The following is a 17,470-nucleotide window of genomic DNA, read 5'->3' on the forward strand; positions in this document are numbered from 1 at the left end:
CAGCAAAACCATTACGCCTTTCGCCGCATCAGCCGTGCCACCAGCGTGGCGGCGGTGAGGTCTCCGGTGACGGTGGAGGCGGTAATCACCGGATCGGGCAGCGCGATCACCGCGATATACAGCGGCATGATCGCCAGTGGCGCGCCCAGCACCTGCAGCCCCGGCGCGTAAAAGGCATAGATCACCGCCGCGCCCGGCAGGCCGCCCGCCGTCATCGAGCCCAGCACCACCGCCACGCCCGCCAGAAACAGCTGGGTCAGCGTCGGCTCGATCCCCGCCGCATGGGCCGCCACCAGCACGGCGGGAATGGCATTGGCCACCGTGCCCATGCGGAACACCGAGACCGCCATCGGGATCACCAGCCCCGCCACATCCTCGGGCAGGCGCAGCTTTTCCAGCGCCACCTCCAGCATCACCGGCGTCGAGGCCATGGACGACGAGGTGCCCGCCGCCATCGCCTGAGCAGGCGCCACGGCGGCGGCAAAGCGGCCCAGCCTTTCCGCGCCCAGCAGCGTGACCAGCAGATAGCACACCAGCGCCATCACCACGCTGTTGCCCAAACACAGCGCCACGAAAATCGCCAGCATCCGCGCCACCGCCAGACCCGAGGTCGTCGCCAGACCCAGCGCCAGAATGAAGATGCCCAGCGGCGCGGCCACCAGCACCCAGTCGACGATCACCATCATCGCCTGCGCCACCTGCCCCAGCGTGGACGGCAGGGTGGAAGGCCTCCCCTGCCCATCCTTCAGCCGCGCGTTGGCCAGCCCGAAAGCCAGCGCGAAGATCACCAGCGGAAAGATCTGCCCATTGGCCGCCGCCGCCACCGGATTGTCCGGAATGATCGCCAGCAGCTGCTCGGCGAAGGAGGGCAGCTTCTGGGTGCTCGCATCGCTCAGACCCGCCAGCGCATGCGGCGGCACCGGCCAGAGATGCAGCACCGTCTCGGTGGTGATGGTGCAGATCACCGCCGTCAACCCCAGCAGCGCCACAAAAACCGCCAGCGTCGTGCCGATCAACCGCCCGCCGCGACCGCCCGCCACCGCATCCGCCGCGCCATGCGCCACCATCGCGAAGACCAGCGGGATCAGCGTCATCTGCAAGGCGCGCACCCACATCTGGCCCAGGGGCTGGATCGCGCTGACCCCGGCCAGCAGCCCGCCATGGCCGGAGGCGCGGATCGCCAGACCCACGGCAAGGCCCAGCACGAGGGACAGCAGAATCGATTGGGTACGCGTCATGAAGGCTTCCGAAACATCACGAAGCGACGGCGTTTAGAGCATCGTGCGAAAAAGTGGGAACCGGTTTTTCGCGGGAAACGATGCGGCAACAAAAAAACTTGAGTGGATCGGTAGGGAAAGGGGAAGAAAGAAAAGAACATGCGAGGGGGTTACCCCCTCGCGCTCCCATAACGTCTTCCGACGCAAGGGCAGTGGCACCGAATTAAAGTGCCCAAGCTCTCCACCTGCGCGGGGCAAAGCACCGCAGGCAGAGCATCCATAAACAATACGCCGTGCCGGGAATTTCAAAGCCTGCGGCGCAGCAAACTGGGCGCAAGGCCGAACCCATGGCGCAAGGTGGACACTAAAGGGAGCACGAGGGCGATGGCCCTCGCATGTCCCTTTTTTCCAACCTTAATCCCCGTAGCTGTAACCGTAAGCGTAACCATGCGTCCCGCTGGCCGTACGCGCATCATACTTGCTGACGATGGCCCCCAGCACATGCCCGCCCGAGCGCCGCAGACGCTCCAGCGACTGGCGCATCGCCTTGATCTGTGCCGAGCCGGCCTCCATCACGAAGATCGTCGCCTGCGCGGCCGAGGTCAGCTCCACCGTATCGGCAAGCGACAGCACCGGCGGCGAATCCAGCACCACCAGATCATAGCTGGCGCGCAAGCCTTCCAGCAGCTCGCGCAGCACCGGGCCGGAGAAAAGGTTGGCCGGATCGGGCGGGATCGGCCCGGTGGGCAGGAAGCTGAGGTTTTCGATGCGGGTGGCCACCACCGCCTCGTTAATGCCCATGCGGCGCGCCAGCACGGTGGAGAAGCCGTCCCCGGAATTGTCGACATCGAGCAGGCGATGCAGCGTGGGGCGGCGCAAATCGGCGTCGATCAGCAGCACCTTCTTGCCCAGCAGCGCGAAATCGCGGGCCAGCGCAAAGCTGCTGGTCGACTTGCCTTCGGAAGGCCGGTTGCTGGTCAGCAGGATCGAGGACGGAGTCCCTGTGCGGGAGGACAGTTCCACCGCCGTGCGGATCGCGTGATAGGCCTCGGCAATGTCCGATTTGGGGCTGAGCAGCGTGGTCAGCGGCTCACCGGTGGGGTCGATCGGCACCGCGCCCAGCAGCGGCAGGCCCAGCCTTGTCTCAACCTCGCGCGGATCGGTGATCGTCGTGCTCATGCGCGAGCGCAGCAGCACGGCCATCGCGGCGAGCACCACGGACGCGCCCAGCGCCACCGCCATGTTCAACAGCGCGCGCGGCGAGGTCGGCTTGCGCGGCGCCTCGGCCACATCGACCTGGGTGATGTTGTTGACTGTCACGCCCGAGGCCGCGCTGACCTCCTTGTAGCGCTGCAGCAGGCTGTCATAGAGCTGGCGATTGGTGTCGACCTCGCGCTTGAGGATGTTGAAGCGCACGGTGCGGTCCTGCTCGGAGAGCGTGGCGCTCTTCAGCCCGTTCACCGCCGCCTGAATCGCATCGTCCTGACGCACCGCCACCAGATACTGGTTCTTGATCGAGCCACGGATCGATTCGGCCAGCACGCGGGCTTCATTGTCCAGCTCATTCAACTCGGTGGTGGCCTGAATCACCGTGGGGTGATCGGGCTTGAGGCGCGCACGCAGCTCCTGCAGCTTCGAGGAGAGCTGGGCGCGACTTTGCAGCAATTGCTGCACCGCATTGTTGCTCAGCACCTCGGGCAGCTGCATCAGCGGGGTGCTGCTGGCCTGACGCCAGCGCTCCTCGGCCTGCAGGCGGTCCGCCTTGGCGACGGCCTGACGCTGGTTCAGCTCAACGAGGTTGGCCGTCACCAGCGATTGCGGGCCCTGCGGCTGGCCCACCGGCACGGCGGCGCCGGTGCTGGCATCGATCAGCCCGGCGGTGCGCGAATAGGTGATCAGCGTGCGTTCGGACTCTTCCAGACGGCTCTTGGCCACGTTCAGCTGGTTGCTCAGGAAATCGAGCGAATAGCTGGAGGCGGAGAATTTGCGCTGGATGTTGCCCTTGATGAATTCGCTCACGAAAGTGTTCGAGATCTGCGCGGCCAGCGCCGCGTCGCGGCTCTTGAACATCACGCCGACCACGCGCGAATTATGCGGCAGATCGACGATCAGATTACGCTGCAGCGTATCGATCACGCGGTCTTCCAGCTCGCCCGGCTCCAGATTGGTGGGGGCGCGGCCGGAGGTGCGTTTGAGGAAGGCATCGCTGGTGGCCAGCCCCAGCGTGTCGGACACATGCTTGGCCATGGCCCGGCTGTTGAGGATATCCACCTGCGTTTGCAGGAAACGGTCGGCATCCTGCGCGCTGCCTTGCGGGTCGGCATCTTCCGTCCCCAGCACCTTGCGGGTCTGCTGGTCGATCTGCACGCTGGAGCGCGCGGTGTAGGTGCGCGGCATGAACACCACCGACGCCACGCCCAGCGCCAGCCCCAGCGTCAGAATCAGCGCGATCAGCTTGCGGTTAAGCATCAGCGTCAGGCGCAGGCCCTCGAAATCGAGCAGGTCATTGTCCTGCTCGGCCGCGCTCATGGCGTGGTGATCGGCATGAGGGTGATCGGCGCAAGGGTCGTCCCCGTGAACGGGCTGCTGGGCATTCATCCGCTGTAAGCTCCGTTCAAGGGATCAGAATTGCGCGAAAACATTAAGAAGCGGCGCTGCCCGCAGCAGATCATGCCACATCTGCTTGCCGGTGGAATGGCCCACGATGATCACATCGCGCGGCAGCAGCTGCGGATCCTTGTCCTCACCCCGGCGCACGCGCCTGATGTCGAAGACCGCGCCGGTGCGCTTGCCGTTCTGGATGCGGACGATGGCCACCTGACGATAGGCGGCGTTCTCGGTCTCGCCCTTGGCCAGGGCGATGGCGTCCAGCAGGGTGGTGGCGCCATGGATCGGATAGATGCCCGGCTCGGTCACCTGCCCTTCGACCGTGACGCGCTGCGAGACCGAGCTGGCCACCGTCACCGTCACCTGCGGATTGACGTAATAGCGCTCGCCCAGCTGATGCGCGACATACTCGGCCAGCTCCACCGAGGTCTTGCCCGCGGCATGGACCCGCCCGATCAGCGGCATGGCGATATCGCCCGCCGCATCGACCGGAATGCCCTTGGCCGAGATATCGGCCTCCTGAAACACCGTGACATCCACCGAATCGAGCGGCCCGATGCGATATTCCGGCACGCTGCCATCATCGTCGGGCGCGGGAATGACCTTATACGCCTCCGGCCCCTGCGCCAGCGGCGAATGACCGAAAGAGCCCGAACAGCCCGCCAGCACAGCCGTGGCCATCAAAGCCGCCACGATCCTGCCTGAGGCACGCCCACGCCGGCGTTCTCTGCGGCGTTCCCCCGCATGCGAGGCTTCCTTAAACTGCTCCAAGATCAAAGCCCCACCGATCAAAGGTCACCTAATGCTGCAGTTGCACTATAATTTTACGTAGTGTCAATTCACAAAGCGGTGAGCATGATGCCCCTCAAAGGGACACCATGCTGCACTCATGCCGCATCTGCGAGATGAACTGAACAAGATCTGATCTTATTACAGTTCTCTATCGGTGAAACGACCTGGATGGCCGCTCACCCGACCTGCAGCACCTCGCGCCGCTCGCCCTCCAGATAGAGCGCGGTCAGCACGCCGGTGGTGTAGGCGCCGGTGTCGATGCCGATTCGGTTGGCCTGCATGTCCACCTCGGGGTGAATGCTGTGGCCATGCACCACCACCGCGCCATGGGCGGACTGATCGGTCAGGAAGTCCTCGCGGATCCACAGCAAATCCTCGCGCTTCTGCTTGCGCAGCGCCACGCCCGGGCGCACCCCGGCATGGCAGAAGAAATAATCGCCCGAATGCGCCGTGAGCGGCAGGCGCTTCAGCCAGGAGACCAGCGAAGACGGCAGCGCCCGGCGGATCGCGGCGATGCAATCCTCCAGACTGTCCTCCGCCCCCGGCACCTGCACCCCCATGCTGCGCAGCGTTTGCGCGCCGCCGAAGGTCAGCCACTGGCGCAACTGGCGCTGATCGCCCTCCAGCACGCGCAGCAGCACCTCCTCATGGTTGCCCAGCAGCACGATCATGCCCGGGATCCGCTTTTGCGCCTGAGCCAGATAATCCAGCACCTTCAGGCTGTCCGGCCCGCGATCGATCAGATCGCCAAGGAAGATGATGTGCAGGCCCGGCACCGACGGCAGCTGCGCGTGATGCTCGCCGATCTTCTCCATCAGCGCCTGCAGCAGATCGAACCGCCCATGCACATCGCCCACCGCATAGATGCGATCCCCCGCATCGGTCGAGGGCAGGGCAGGTTTGCGGCGAGGCAGAATCATAGGGTGGCGGTCCTTATTAAAACTGTAACCATTATCGCCTTGCTGCAGTGCATGATCAACTGCCCAAAAATGGCACGCCGCAGTGCACAAACAAATGACCGGATGGCCACAAATCCATTTGCAAGACGCCGCCGCCTTCGACTAGGTTGGCCCTAGGGGCATATGCTGCAGGATATATACGGGTCTTTCAGCAACAGCATGTGCGATAATCTTCTCGGGCTTTGCAACAGGTTGAGGTGGATGGAACCCGGGAACAGACTCGTGCGGACTGGAGTGTGCAAACGGTGACCACCATGCAGCACGCCCAATCTCCACAACCTTCAGCAGATCGGACACAGGCCGATCAACGCCGCGTTGCGCTGATCGCATCGTCCGGCGGCCACTGGATCGAGCTGACCCGGCTTGCGCCCGCCGTGCAGCATCTCGACTGCCTGTTCATCACCACCACCCACGGGCTGACGGCGCCTTTCGGTGACCGGCCGGTGGCCGAAATCATGGACGGATCGCGCGACACGCCCTGGTTGCTGGTCCGCTCGATCAGCGGCATCGTGAAGGCCCTGCGCGCTTTCCGCCCCGATGTGGTGATCACCACCGGCGCGGCGCCGGGCGCGGTGGCGCTGCTGATCGGCAAGATGCTGGGCGCTGTCACCATCTGGGTCGACAGCGTGGCCAACAGCGAGGAACTCTCGCTCAGCGGCAAATTCGCCCGGGGCTTCGCCGATCTGCGCCTGACGCAATGGGAGCAACTGGCCTGCCCGCAACAGCACATCAGCTATCTGGGTCGGGTCTTGTGATCCTGCTCTCGGTTGGCACCCAATTGCCGTTCGATCGTCTGGTCACCGCGGTGGACCGCTGGGCGGCGCAGCACCCCGATCAGGAGGTGTTCGCCCAGATCGGCCCCTCGGCCTATGCCCCCACCGCGATGCGGAGCGAAGCCTTCATCGATCCTGTCCGTTTCAGCGCGCTTCAGGCGCAGGCCTCGCTGATCGTCTCGCATGCCGGGATCGGCTCGATCATCAACGCCATGGACATGGGCAAGCCGATCATCATTCTGGCCCGCGACCACAAGCGCGGCGAGCATCGCAACGGCCATCAGCTGGCCACGGTGCAGCGCTTCGCTCATCTGCCCGGCGTGCATGTCGCGCGTGATCCGGAGCATCTGCTCACCCTGCTGGACCGGATCGACACGCTCGAACCCTGCCAGCGCCCGTCCGAGCAGGAGGCGCAGGCCTTCATCACCGGCGTGCGCGACTATGTCGCCACCGCACAGTCCCTGCCCCTGTGGCGCCTGCTGACAAGGGCGCTGCGCGGTGCGCCGTGATCGCAGCGCTGCCGTGCGCCGTCGGCCTGGAGCAGGGCATTTCTACCTTGCACTGCAGCATAAAATTCTCATAATAATTACGCCGCCCACAGCAGTCCGAAAGGCATGTTCACAAGGTGAGGCAAAAGGTTCCGCATGATGTCAGATCACGCCAGCCAAGTCACGCATCAGCCGCCGCAGGCGCAGCCTCTGTCGCTGTTTTGGCGGTGGTATGGTCGTCTGGTCGATCTTCTGTCGCTCACCGGGCTGACAGCGATGATCGGCACCACGCTTTACTGTCTTGAGATCCGTTCGCATTACGAAAGATCTTACATCGCCGGTTTCCTGATTGCGCTGCTGGGCCTGATCGTGATGCTGATCGCCTGGGCGCAGCAGGTGATCGCGGCGCGCGATCTGGCCTCCTGGCGTGACATGATCGAATGGCAGATCCGCGCCGCGCACCGCAAGATCGCCCTGCGCGGCGAGGATGCCGAACTGCACGACCAATATTTCGAGCGGCTGATCGATACGCTGATCGTGGATATGCGCGCCACCGCCTATGACGCCTCCGCGCAGGATGCCCCTGCGCAGAGCGCCGCCGATGTGGAGTCACGATGAACCAGTTGCCCTCCAACCAGCTGGGTGAGAACTGGGCGCGCTTTCTGGCGCATTGGATCGCCTCATGCTTCGGCTATATGCTCAACCGGCTGCTGCCGCTGGTGCTGGAATGGCCCGCCCCTGCCGAGCATGCCATCTTTCCGCGCTGGTGGGTGCTGCTGGGCTCGGCGGGGCTGGCGTCGCTGCTGACGGTGGTGTTCAACGCCAATCTGCCGGTCACCTCGCGCGAGCTGATGAAAAGCGCGGCCATGGGCTTTGCCATCAGCGCGATCATCCAGATGTTCAGGCTGCTGTGATGCCCATCGCCCTGCCCTGGCTGCCCGCCGCGCCGCAGGACCTGCGCCAGCAGATGCGCGCCCTGCCCGAAGCCGAGCATCCCGGCGCGGAGGTGCAACGGTTGGCAGGCTTTGCCCTGAACGCCAACCAGCTTGACCGGCTGGCCAAGGCGATGGCCGAGCTGCGCGGACAGGGCCGATCTTTAGCGCCTTTGACGCCCTTCAGGCTGGGGGTGCTGGGCACGGGCACGCTCGATCTGCTGGCGGTGCAGCTGGTGGGCAGCGCGGCACGGCACGGCGTCGACTTGACCTGCGTGACCGCCCCTTTCGGCCAGATCGCCCAGCAGGCCTTCGACCCGGCCTCGGCCATCAATGAAGCAGGCTGCGACGGCGTGCTGCTGGCGCTGGACCATCGCGACCTGCCGCTGGCGGGCGACAATGGCGTGGAGGAATCGCTCGCTTTGCTGCGGGGCCTGCGTCAGGCCTTGCGCAATGCTGGCGGCGCGCTTTCCATCGTGCAGACGCTGGCCGAGCCGCCCGAGCCGCTGTTCGGCCATTTCGACGCGCGCTGGCACAACACCTTGCGGGCCAAAATCCGCGCCTTCAATCAGGCGCTGGTGGAGGATCTGGCGGGCAGCGCCGATCTGCTGCTCGATGTGGCCGCCATGGCGGGCACGGCGGGCACGGCCAACTGGTTCAGCCCGGGCGAATGGCATCTGGCCAAGCTGCCCGTCGCCATGGCCTGCCTGCCCTTCTATGCCGATCATGTCGGGCGGCTGCTGGGCGCGCTGCGCGGCAAGGCGCGGCGGGTGCTGGTGCTCGATCTCGACAACACGCTGTGGGGCGGCATCATCGGCGACGATGGCATGGGCGGCATCCGCCTGGGTCAGGGCGATCCGGTGGGCGAGGCGCATCTGGCGCTGCAGCAACAGGCGCTGGCGCTGCATGGGCGCGGCATCGTGCTGGCGGTCTGCTCGAAGAATGAGGAGGCCACCGCCCGGCAGGTCTTCCGCGAGCACCCCGATATGGCGCTGCGCGAGGAGCATATCGCCGTCTTTCAGGCCAATTGGGTGGACAAGGCCGCCAATCTGCGCGCCATTGCGCAGGAGCTGTCGCTGGGCCTCGCCTCCTTCGTTTTCGTCGACGACAATCCGGCCGAGCGCGCCATCATCCGCCAGCGCCTGCCCGAAGTGGCCGTGCCCGAACTGCCGGAAGATCCTGCGCTCTACACCCGTACGCTGGCGCTGGCGGGCTATTTCGAGGCCACCGGCTTTTCGGCGGAAGATGCCGCGCGCACGGGCTTTTACAAGGACAACGCCCGCCGCGCCAAGCTGCTGGAGGCCAGCGGCGATCTGGACTCCTACCTCGCCTCGCTGGAGATGGAGATCCGCTTCGCCCCCTTCGATGCGGTCGGGCGTGAGCGCATCGTCCAGCTCATCAACAAGAGCAACCAGTTCAACCTCACCACCCGCCGCTACACCGAGGTGGAGATCGCCGCCATCGAGCAGCGCAGCGAAGGCGCCACGCTGCAGGTGCGCCTCGCCGACCGCTTCGGTGACAATGGCATGATCAGCACGCTGGTCCTCACCCCCTCCGCGCCGGACACGCCTGAAAAAACATGGCACATCGACCTCTGGCTGATGAGCTGCCGCGTGCTGGGCCGCCGCGTGGAGGATGCGGTGCTGAATGAAGTGAGCCGCCTCGCCCGCGAACAGGGCGTGCTCTGGCTGGAAGGCACCTATCGCCCCACCGACCGCAACATGATGGTGCGCGACCATTACCCCCGCCTCGGCTTCGAACCACTGGGCGCGGAAGAGGATGGCACCACGCGCTGGCGCTGGTCCACCGCGCAGAGCCGCCCGCAGCCGCCGATGCAGGTCTCGCACGGCTAAGCGCCGCCCGGGCAGGCTGACCTGTCGGCTCAAGCCTTGCCCCACCGCGCGCCCTCGCCCATGCTTGGCGGACTGTTTTCGCGCCTCTTTTCAGGATCGCCGATGACCGACGCAGAGCTTTACACCTGGATCGGCCTTGCCATCCGCACCCTGCTGACGGTGATGATCCTGACCTGGCTGATCGAGATGCTGGCCTTTCGCCGCCTGCGCCCCATCCTGCGCGCCAGCCTCACCGTCACGCTGGCCTGGCTGATCTCCGCCGCCACCACCGGCCCATGGCGCGACTGGGGCCATCGCTATGACCCGCACGCGCTGATCACCTATCTGCCTGCCGCCGCCATCGTCTGGTTCTTCTATCTGCGCAGCCTGTCCAAGGCCTATGGCAACGATCCGGACCACGCCGAATAGAGGGCCGAATAAGCGCATAACAAAAGGGCGCCCCCTTGCGGGGACGCCCTCCTGTTTCTTGAACGCTGATCGGAAGGATCAGGCGGCCAGCTTGCGCAGCACGTACTGCAGGATGCCGCCGTTGTTGAAGTATTCCACCTCATTGGCGGTATCGATGCGGCACAGCGCGGTGAAGGTGAAGCTGGTGCCGTCGGGGCGGGTCACCTTCACGGTCACGTCCTGACGGGCCTCGATGGTGGCCAGACCTTCGATGGTGAAGCTGTCATCACCGGTCAGGCCCAGGCTGGTGCGGCTGTCGCCATCCTTGAACTGCAGCGGCAGCACGCCCATGCCGACCAGGTTCGAGCGGTGGATACGCTCGAAGCTTTCCACGATCACCACGCGCACGCCCAGCAGGTTGGTGCCCTTGGCGGCCCAGTCACGGCTCGAACCCGTGCCATATTCCTTGCCCGCGATCACGATCAGCGGCGTGCCATCGGCCTTGTGCTTCTGGGCCACGTCGTAAACGGCGCCGGTTTCCGTGCCATAGCGCGAGAAGCCGCCCTCGATGCCGGGGACCATCTCGTTCTTGATGCGGATGTTGGCGAAGGTGCCGCGCATCATCACCTCATGGTGGCCACGACGGGCACCATAGGAGTTGAAGTCCGCCTTGGCGACCTGATGCTCCATCAGCCACTGGCCGGCGGGGCTGTCGGCCTTGATGTTGCCGGCGGGGCTGATGTGATCGGTGGTGATCGAATCGCCCAGGATCAGCAGCGGCTTGGCCTCGATGATGTCGGTCACGGGGGCCGGGGTCATCGTCATGCCCTCGAAATAGGGCGGGTTGGCGACATAGGTCGAACCGGCGCGCCAGCCATAGGTTTCCGAGCCCGTGACGTTGATCGCCTGCCAGTGCTTGTCGCCCTTGTAGACGTCGGCATAGCGGGCCTGGAACATGGCGCGGTCCATGCAGCCGGCCATGGTCGTGTAGACCTCGTCATTGGTGGGCCAGATGTCCTTGAGGAACACGTCCTTGCCCGCGGTCGACGTGCCGATCGGGGTGGTGGTGAAGTCCTCGATCACCGTGCCCTTCAGGGCATAGGCGACGACCAGCGGCGGGCTGGCCAGGAAGTTGGCGCGCACGTCGGGCGAGACGCGGCCCTCGAAGTTGCGGTTGCCCGAGATAACGGCGGCGGCAACCAGACCGTTCTCGTTGATCGCCTTGCTGATCGGCTCGGCCAGAGGGCCCGAGTTGCCGATGCAGGTGGTGCAGCCGTAACCCACCAGATTGAAGCCGATGTTGTCGAGGTGCGACTGGAGACCGGCACGCTCCAGATAGTCGGTGACGACCTGCGAGCCGGGGGCCAGCGAGGTCTTGACCCAGGGCTTGGGCTTCAGGCCCAGCTCGTCGGCCTTCTTGGCGACCAGACCGGCGGCGACCAGAACCGAGGGGTTGCTGGTGTTGGTGCAGCTGGTGATGGCGGCGATGGTCACGTCGCCGTCGCCGATGGTGAAGTCCTTGCCCTCGACCGCAACGCGGGTCTGGGCCTTCTTGTAGACGTTGGCCATGTCGGCGTTGAACACATCGTCCACGTCGGGCAGCGACACGCGGTCCTGCGGGCGCTTGGGGCCGGCGAGCGAAGGCACCACGGTGCCCAGATCCAGCTCCAGCGTCGAGGAGAAGATCGGCTCGACGGCGGGGTCGATCCAGAAGCCCTGCTCCTTGGCATAGGCCTCGACCAGAGCGATCTGGTCTTCCTCACGGCCGGTCAGGCGCATGTAGTCCAGCGTCTTGTCGTCGATGCCGAAGAAGCCGCAGGTGGCGCCGTATTCGGGAGCCATGTTGGCCAGCGTGGCGCGGTCGGCCAGCGTCAGGCCGGCAAGGCCCGGGCCGAAGTATTCCACGAAGCGGCCCACCACGCCATGCTTGCGCAGCATGTTGGTGGCGGTCAGCACGAGGTCGGTGGCGGTGACGCCTTCCTTCAGCTCGCCGGTGAACTTGAAGCCGACGACTTCGGGGATGAGCATCGAGACGGGCTGGCCCAGCATCGCGGCCTCGGCCTCGATGCCACCCACGCCCCAGCCCAGCACGCCAAGGCCATTGACCATGGTGGTGTGGCTGTCGGTGCCGACGCAGGTGTCGGGGTAAGCCACCAGCGTGCCGTCCTGATCCTTGCTGGTCCACACCGCCTGGGCGATGTTCTCAAGGTTCACCTGGTGGCAGATGCCGGTGCCGGGAGGCACGGCGTAGAAGTTGTTGAGCGACTTGGAGCCCCACTTGAGGAAGTCATAACGCTCGAAGTTGCGCTGATACTCGATCTCGGTGTTCTGCTCGAAGGCCTGAGGCGTGCCGAACTCGTCGACCATCACCGAGTGATCGATCACCAGATTGACGGGAACCAGCGGGTTGATCTTGCTGGTGTCACCGCCCAGCTTGGCGATGGCATCGCGCATGGCGGCCAGATCGACCACGCAGGGCACGCCGGTGAAATCCTGAAGCAGCACGCGGGCCGGGCGATACTGGATCTCGGCGCCGGTGGTGGGGTTCTTCTGCCAGTCGGAAACGGCCTGAATGTCGGCGGTGGAGACGGTGAAGCCGCCATCCTCGAAGCGGAGAAGATTTTCCAGCAGCACCTTCATGCTGAAGGGCAGACGGCTGATGTCGCCAATGTGGCTGGCGGCCTTCTTCAGCGAGTAATAGGCCACTTCGCGACCGGCAACACTCATGGTGCTGCGGGTTTTCAGAGCATCCTGTCCGACCTGAGTCATGCGGCGTGTTTCCCTCGGCTGTCACCTGCCGCAAAAGGCCGCCGCGCTTCGGGGATCAATCCCGTCCGCGCCATGCTGCTTTGCGGAAAAGGTGCATTGATGTTGGGAAGCCCCTGCGCGCTTGCAGCGAACTCGTCAAGTATGCCGAAGGTAGGGTGCGGGGTAAATTTTACCGATAGGCCGCTGGGTTTTTGATACTGACTTTCAACAGCAATTCAAGTCCTGAATTGGCGCCTCAACTGGTCAATTCACCCGGCAGGCCGTCATGCCCGCGCTGGGCGGTGCCGACCCAGACGCCCGCGACGATCAGGGCCACGCCGCCCAGAGTCCACAGGCTCAGGCTTTCATGAAACCACAGATAGCCCATCAGGGCGGACCAGATAAAGGCGCTGTATTCAACGGGTAACAGCCGATGCGCCTCGGCCCGCGCCCAGCCCCAGCCGAGCAGCGCCAGCGAAACCGAGGCCAGCACGCCCGCCCCCACCACCAGCGCGCCCGCAGTCCCGCCAAAGGCGCCATGCCCCGGCATCACCCCCAGCCACGGCGACAAAGGCAGCATATACAAAGCGATGAACAGCCCTTGAAAAAAGGCGATCTCCATCGGAGCGGCGCGCTGCGCCTGATGGCGCTGCAGCACCAGATTGCCCGCATAGAGCACCGCTGAGGTCAGGATCGCCACCAGCCCAAGCCGCGACTCCAGCGAATCGGCGAGCCCCTCGCTCAGCCGTCCCGCCGCCACAACGCCCACCCCCAGCAGAGCGATCAGCGAGGCGCCCAGAGCGCGCCGGGTGATCGGCTCCCCCAGAAACAGCGCGGAAAGATAAAGCGCGATCAGCGGCGCAATGAAAGACAGCCCCATGCCCACCGCCATCGGCGTGCGCACCAGCCCCCAGAAGAACAGGCTGGCCATGGCGCAGACCAGCGCGGCGCGAAAACCATGCACCAGCAGCATGCCCCGCGCCGGCCAGACGATCCGCCGCCCGTTCAGGCGCTCAGCCGCCCACCATGCCGCCAGAGTCAGCGCCGCGCCCAGCAGATTGCGCCACAGCAGCGCCGTAAACACCCCAAGCGCCATCGAGGCCCCCTTCATCAGCGCATCCATGATGGCGAAGGTGGCGATCCCGGCGGCGGCGGCCACCACGGGCGCGAAGGGATGCGAGCGCGTCATATCCGGCCCTTAGAGCCGGTTTGGAAAATGCGCGAAAGCGCATTTTCAGCGCGGCACCAGCCCTCTCCCCCACCCGGCCACCCATAGAATACTGCCGTTGGGTGGCCGGGTGGGGGAGAGGGCTGGTGCCGTAAATCCGGCTTCGACGGATTTCCAAACGGACTCTTAGACCTTGAAATTATACGCGTCATCTTTCCAAAGATGAACAAGGCCCGAAAAGGCAATTCAGCAAGTCGCAAGGCACAATGCTTGATGCGCGGCGTTGAAAAGGGCAAAGCATCCGCGCGCGGCTTTCGAGCATTCAGGCAAATATTGCCCCGCCGCATGCGACTGAAGACAGGGATACGATACGGACATGGCCAACCAACCGCACGACCGCCTGACGCCGGGCTCGACCAGCGCAGCCGCCTCCGGCAAGCGCCAGCGGCTGGCCTTGTGGCTGGGCGGCGCAGCCTTGCTGATGCCCGACGCCGCGCTGGCCATCCCTCCAGGAGGCTACAGCGGTCTGCAGGCCTCGCCGACGCCCTCCCCCACGCCGACCGCCAAGCCAAAGCCCAGGACCCCGGCGCCGACCTCGATCCTGCCCGCCTCGATGCAGCCGGGAGCGCCCGCCGCCCCGCGCGCGACAGCCACGCCCGCCCCGCGCGCAACAGCCACGCCGCAGACCACGCCGCATATCGATGCCCAGCCCACCACCGCGCCCGTCAACCCGCCGCCGGTCCTGGCCCCCGGCGCGCATACGGTGACCACGACCACCATCGTCCCCGCCGAACAGCCGGTGCAGGTCTGGACGCTGGCCGATGCCCAGTCGCTGCTGGCGGTCATCAAGACCATCGACACCGAAGGCCTGTTCCCCGGCGACTACAAGCCCGAGGTGCTGGCCGCCGCCATCACGGCGGGCGCCGGCCCCGCGCTGGATGAGGCCGCCAGCCGCAGCTTCGACTGGTTGGCCGAAGACCTGCGCGATGGCCGCACCCCGATGGACAGCCGCATCCAGTGGTTCGCCGTGGACACCGACATCGACGCCCATCCCACCCACGAGATTCTCGAACGCGCGCTGGCCACCCATGATGTGGCGGGCGTGCTGGCCGGGCTCGACCCGACCTATGCCGATTATGCCGCGCTGAAGGACGCGCTGGCCGCCACGCCCCGCGCCGACAAGGCCCGCCGCGACATGATCCGCATCAACATGGACCGCTGGCGCTGGCTGCCGCGTGAGCTCGGCCAAGTCTATCTGCTGACCAACATTCCCGAATTCCAACTGCGCTTCAACGTGGGCGGCAAGATCATCAAGACCTACCGCACGGTTGTCGGCAAGCCGGGGCGCACCGCCACGCCTCAGCTGGCCGAAAAGGTGCAGGCCGTGGTCTTCAACCCCACCTGGACCGTGCCGCAGTCCATCGTGAAGGGCGAAAATCTGGGCGCCAAGCTGCTGGCCAACCCGGCCTCCGCCGCGCGCCAGGGTTACAAGGTAACCAAGTCCGAGAGCGGCATGATCACCGTGGTGCAGCAGCCGGGCGACAAGAACTCGCTGGGCCGCATGAAGATCGACATGCCCAACCCGCATGCCATCTATCTGCACGACACCCCCGCCAAGGCGCTGTTCGAGACCCCCGTGCGCGCCTATTCGCATGGCTGCATCCGCACGCAGGACGCGCTGAAGCTGGGCATGACCATCGCCATGGTGCGCGGCGACATGACTCAGGATGAGGCTTCCGAACTCTATCACTCGCTGAAGTACAAGCGGGTGGTGATGAAGCAGGCCACGCCGGTGTATTTGACCTACACCACCATGGGCCTGAACGTGGAAGGCCAGATGGCCACCTTCAAGGACATCTACGACCGCGACGCCCCCGTGCTGACCAGCTTCCGTAGCCCCCGCGTGCTGCACACCACGCAGCGCACCAGCACGCAGGAAGTGATCGTGGCGGATGATCCTTTGTAATTTGGGGTTCAAGGTTAAAAGGAAGATGCGAGGGGGTTACCCCCTCGCGCTCCCATAACGTCTTCCGACACAGAGGTTCGTGGCATCCTGTCGGTGCGCAAACTTTCCGCGTGCATGAGAAAAGGCGCCGCAGGCAGGAAGCCCCGGCGCCTTTTTCTCGTTTCAATGCCTGCGGCGCTGCGACCTTGCTCTTTGGCCGAACCCGAAGCGCCACGTAGACATTCATGGGAGCGCGAGGGGATAATCCCCTCGCACCTAATTTTCCTTAATCTTGGCTGTTCACCAAATCAGCCGTTGGAAATCCGGTCGGCATAGAGCAGACGCCCCGCCGCCAGATGAGTCAGCGCCTTGTTGAACTGCTGCGGGTCCATCGCGAAGCAGCCCTCCGAGCGGCCCAGCTTACCATATTTCGACAGCATGTCAGGCGCGGCGTACCAGGCCGGATGCATGACGATGGCGCGCTCCAGCGCGTTGGAGTTATCGGCGTCCAAACCGCGCAGGCGGATCGAGGGGCCGTACTTGCCGTCATAGATCGAAGCCGTGAGATAAGCCCCGCGCGAGGTCGCCTCGGAGTTCACGGTGTTCGAGAAATGCTTGAGCCAGCCGTCATGCTGGGGGTCGGACCCACGGCCATGGGCGACCAGTTCGGAGCGCAGCGTGCCGTTTTCGACATTGACGAAATGCAGTCGCGGCAGGTTGGAGGGGCGGCCGAAATCGGCGACCGCCACCAGATCGCGCTTCCAGATCACGCCGGAGAGGCGACTGATCTGCTGCTGGGCGATGCCCACCACCTGGCGCTCATAAGCCGTCAGCGGGCTGGCCGTGGCCGGCATGCTCGCGCTGGGCGCCATGGTTTCGAAGCCCGGCGCGGCCTGCGCCAGATGCGATGCTCCACCCTCAGCCCCGGCATGACCCAAGCCATGCGCGGCACTGTGCTTGTGAGCATGCGCCAGCAAACGCATGGGCGTTGCCAGAGCCACACCAGTCCACAACCCACCAACCAGCAGGTTTCTACGATTCAGCGATCCCGTCATGGTCGTCATCCATGCTTTAGCTCCGCCATTTTGGCTATTATGATTCGGCGGAAGCGCTCTGGCCTGCGGCGAGCTGAGACAAAGCGCCTGCATCAACGCGCATTACGGTCCATTGTTCCTGAGGAATCGCCCCAAGCGAGCGATAAAATCCGATCGCCGGTTCATTCCAGTCCAGCACCGACCATTCGAGTCGCGCGCAATTGCGCTCCACCGCCAGAGCCGCCAGCTTCACCAGCAAGGCCTTGCCCAGCCCCGCCCCGCGCGCGGCAGGCCGCACATAGAGGTCTTCCAGATAGATGCCCGGCCGTCCCTCGAAGGTGGAGAAATTATGGAAGAACAGCGCAAAGCCCTGCGCTTCTCCCTTCACCTCGCCGATCAGCACCTCGGCCATGGGGCGCGGGCCGAACAGATAACCATGCAACACGGCTTCGTCGAAACGCACCGCATGGGCCAGTTCCTCATACTCGGCCAATTCGCGGATAAAGGCGCAGATCAGCGGCAGATCGTCGGGCGTGGCGGAACGGATGAAGGTGCTCATGGCGCCGC

At 65.1% G+C, this 17,470-nt stretch carries 15 protein-coding genes; 7 read left to right on the top strand and 8 right to left on the bottom strand.

Annotated features, from left to right (window positions below):
* Positions 1-11: 11 nt before the first annotated feature.
* From SR3_RS11735 to SR3_RS11750, 4 genes are all read right to left on the bottom strand, one after another.
* A complete protein-coding gene (locus SR3_RS11735; protein WP_068085710.1) occupies positions 12-1,238 on the bottom strand; it encodes a dicarboxylate/amino acid:cation symporter in 1,227 nt (408 codons plus the stop codon).
* Between the two features lie 393 nt (positions 1,239-1,631).
* Entirely contained in the window at positions 1,632-3,815 is a 2,184-nt protein-coding gene (locus SR3_RS11740; RefSeq protein ID WP_084455444.1) for a GumC family protein, read from the bottom strand.
* A 24-nt stretch (positions 3,816-3,839) separates the two neighbouring features.
* Entirely contained in the window at positions 3,840-4,505 is a 666-nt protein-coding gene (locus SR3_RS11745) for a polysaccharide biosynthesis/export family protein (RefSeq protein ID WP_068085718.1), read from the bottom strand.
* Positions 4,506-4,792: 287 nt separating this feature from the next.
* Positions 4,793-5,536 (bottom strand): metallophosphoesterase family protein, encoded by a 744-nt coding sequence (locus SR3_RS11750; RefSeq protein ID WP_245653877.1) that lies wholly within the window; start codon positions 5,534-5,536, stop codon positions 4,793-4,795.
* A gap of 293 nt (positions 5,537-5,829) precedes the next feature.
* Here SR3_RS11750 and SR3_RS11755 point away from each other — a divergent pair, with 293 nt between their 5' ends.
* The 6 genes from SR3_RS11755 (at position 5,830) to SR3_RS11780 (ending at position 10,029) form a co-directional block, all read left to right on the top strand.
* The gene (locus tag SR3_RS11755) at positions 5,830-6,330 is read left to right on the top strand and encodes a glycosyltransferase family protein (RefSeq protein ID WP_157098805.1); all 501 of its coding nucleotides are present in this window, start codon (positions 5,830-5,832) and stop codon (positions 6,328-6,330) included.
* Positions 6,327-6,857, top strand: a complete 531-nt coding sequence (locus SR3_RS11760) for a glycosyltransferase (protein WP_068085721.1) — start codon at positions 6,327-6,329, stop codon at positions 6,855-6,857. Before SR3_RS11755 ends, SR3_RS11760 begins: the two co-directional genes overlap by 4 nt.
* 135 nt (positions 6,858-6,992) lie before the next feature.
* The gene (locus SR3_RS11765) at positions 6,993-7,454 is read left to right on the top strand and encodes a hypothetical protein (RefSeq protein WP_068085724.1); all 462 of its coding nucleotides are present in this window, start codon (positions 6,993-6,995) and stop codon (positions 7,452-7,454) included.
* Entirely contained in the window at positions 7,451-7,750 is a 300-nt protein-coding gene (locus tag SR3_RS31840; RefSeq protein WP_068085727.1) for a hypothetical protein, read from the top strand. The genes SR3_RS11765 and SR3_RS31840 overlap by 4 nt, the downstream gene beginning before the upstream one ends.
* Entirely contained in the window at positions 7,750-9,621 is a 1,872-nt protein-coding gene (locus SR3_RS11775) for an HAD-IIIC family phosphatase (RefSeq protein ID WP_068085730.1), read from the top strand. Before SR3_RS31840 ends, SR3_RS11775 begins: the two co-directional genes overlap by 1 nt.
* 102 nt (positions 9,622-9,723) lie before the next feature.
* On the top strand, positions 9,724-10,029 hold the full coding sequence (locus SR3_RS11780) for a hypothetical protein (RefSeq protein WP_157098800.1): 306 nt from the start codon (positions 9,724-9,726) through the stop codon (positions 10,027-10,029).
* Positions 10,030-10,107: 78 nt separating this feature from the next.
* Here the strand turns inward: SR3_RS11780 and acnA are convergent, their stop codons facing one another.
* Both acnA and SR3_RS11790 read right to left on the bottom strand, forming a co-directional pair.
* Positions 10,108-12,777, bottom strand: coding sequence for an aconitate hydratase AcnA (gene acnA / locus SR3_RS11785; protein WP_068085736.1), 2,670 nt, complete (start codon positions 12,775-12,777; stop codon positions 10,108-10,110).
* A gap of 235 nt (positions 12,778-13,012) precedes the next feature.
* Positions 13,013-13,945, bottom strand: coding sequence for a DMT family transporter (locus SR3_RS11790; RefSeq protein WP_068085738.1), 933 nt, complete (start codon positions 13,943-13,945; stop codon positions 13,013-13,015).
* 355 nt (positions 13,946-14,300) lie between these two features.
* On the opposite strand from SR3_RS11790, the gene SR3_RS11795 reads away from it, so the two are divergent.
* Positions 14,301-15,890, top strand: coding sequence for a L,D-transpeptidase family protein (locus tag SR3_RS11795; RefSeq protein WP_245653878.1), 1,590 nt, complete (start codon positions 14,301-14,303; stop codon positions 15,888-15,890).
* Positions 15,891-16,177: 287 nt separating this feature from the next.
* Here SR3_RS11795 and SR3_RS11800 read toward each other — a convergent pair whose 3' ends face one another.
* Together SR3_RS11800 and SR3_RS11805 are read right to left on the bottom strand one after the other, a co-directional pair.
* Positions 16,178-16,924, bottom strand: coding sequence for a murein L,D-transpeptidase catalytic domain-containing protein (locus SR3_RS11800; protein ID WP_068085740.1), 747 nt, complete (start codon positions 16,922-16,924; stop codon positions 16,178-16,180).
* Between the two features lie 37 nt (positions 16,925-16,961).
* Complete coding sequence (locus SR3_RS11805) at positions 16,962-17,462, bottom strand: GNAT family N-acetyltransferase (RefSeq protein WP_068085743.1); 501 nt, start codon at positions 17,460-17,462, stop codon at positions 16,962-16,964.
* Positions 17,463-17,470: the final 8 nt, after the last annotated feature.

The organism is Novosphingobium rosa NBRC 15208, from assembly GCF_001598555.1.
GTDB lineage: Bacteria > Pseudomonadota > Alphaproteobacteria > Sphingomonadales > Sphingomonadaceae > Novosphingobium > Novosphingobium rosa.

Excerpts from the sequence above, each read along its gene's own strand:
- SR3_RS11735 (WP_068085710.1), bottom strand. The coding sequence starts at position 1,238 with ATGACGCGTACCCAATCGATTCTGCTGTCCCTCGTGCTGGGCCTTGCC.
- SR3_RS11740 (WP_084455444.1), bottom strand. The coding sequence starts at position 3,815 with ATGAATGCCCAGCAGCCCGTTCACGGGGACGACCCTTGCGCCGATCAC.
- SR3_RS11745 (WP_068085718.1), bottom strand. The coding sequence starts at position 4,505 with ATGGCCACGGCTGTGCTGGCGGGCTGTTCGGGCTCTTTCGGTCATTCG.
- SR3_RS11750 (WP_245653877.1), bottom strand. The coding sequence starts at position 5,536 with ATGATTCTGCCTCGCCGCAAACCTGCCCTGCCCTCGACCGATGCGGGG.
- SR3_RS11755 (WP_157098805.1), top strand. The coding sequence starts at position 5,830 with ATGCAGCACGCCCAATCTCCACAACCTTCAGCAGATCGGACACAGGCC.
- SR3_RS11765 (WP_068085724.1), top strand. The coding sequence starts at position 6,993 with ATGATGTCAGATCACGCCAGCCAAGTCACGCATCAGCCGCCGCAGGCG.
- SR3_RS31840 (WP_068085727.1), top strand. The coding sequence starts at position 7,451 with ATGAACCAGTTGCCCTCCAACCAGCTGGGTGAGAACTGGGCGCGCTTT.
- SR3_RS11775 (WP_068085730.1), top strand. The coding sequence starts at position 7,750 with ATGCCCATCGCCCTGCCCTGGCTGCCCGCCGCGCCGCAGGACCTGCGC.
- SR3_RS11780 (WP_157098800.1), top strand. The coding sequence starts at position 9,724 with ATGACCGACGCAGAGCTTTACACCTGGATCGGCCTTGCCATCCGCACC.
- acnA (WP_068085736.1), bottom strand. The coding sequence starts at position 12,777 with ATGACTCAGGTCGGACAGGATGCTCTGAAAACCCGCAGCACCATGAGT.
- SR3_RS11790 (WP_068085738.1), bottom strand. The coding sequence starts at position 13,945 with ATGACGCGCTCGCATCCCTTCGCGCCCGTGGTGGCCGCCGCCGCCGGG.
- SR3_RS11795 (WP_245653878.1), top strand. The coding sequence starts at position 14,301 with ATGGCCAACCAACCGCACGACCGCCTGACGCCGGGCTCGACCAGCGCA.
- SR3_RS11800 (WP_068085740.1), bottom strand. The coding sequence starts at position 16,924 with ATGACGGGATCGCTGAATCGTAGAAACCTGCTGGTTGGTGGGTTGTGG.
- SR3_RS11805 (WP_068085743.1), bottom strand. The coding sequence starts at position 17,462 with ATGAGCACCTTCATCCGTTCCGCCACGCCCGACGATCTGCCGCTGATC.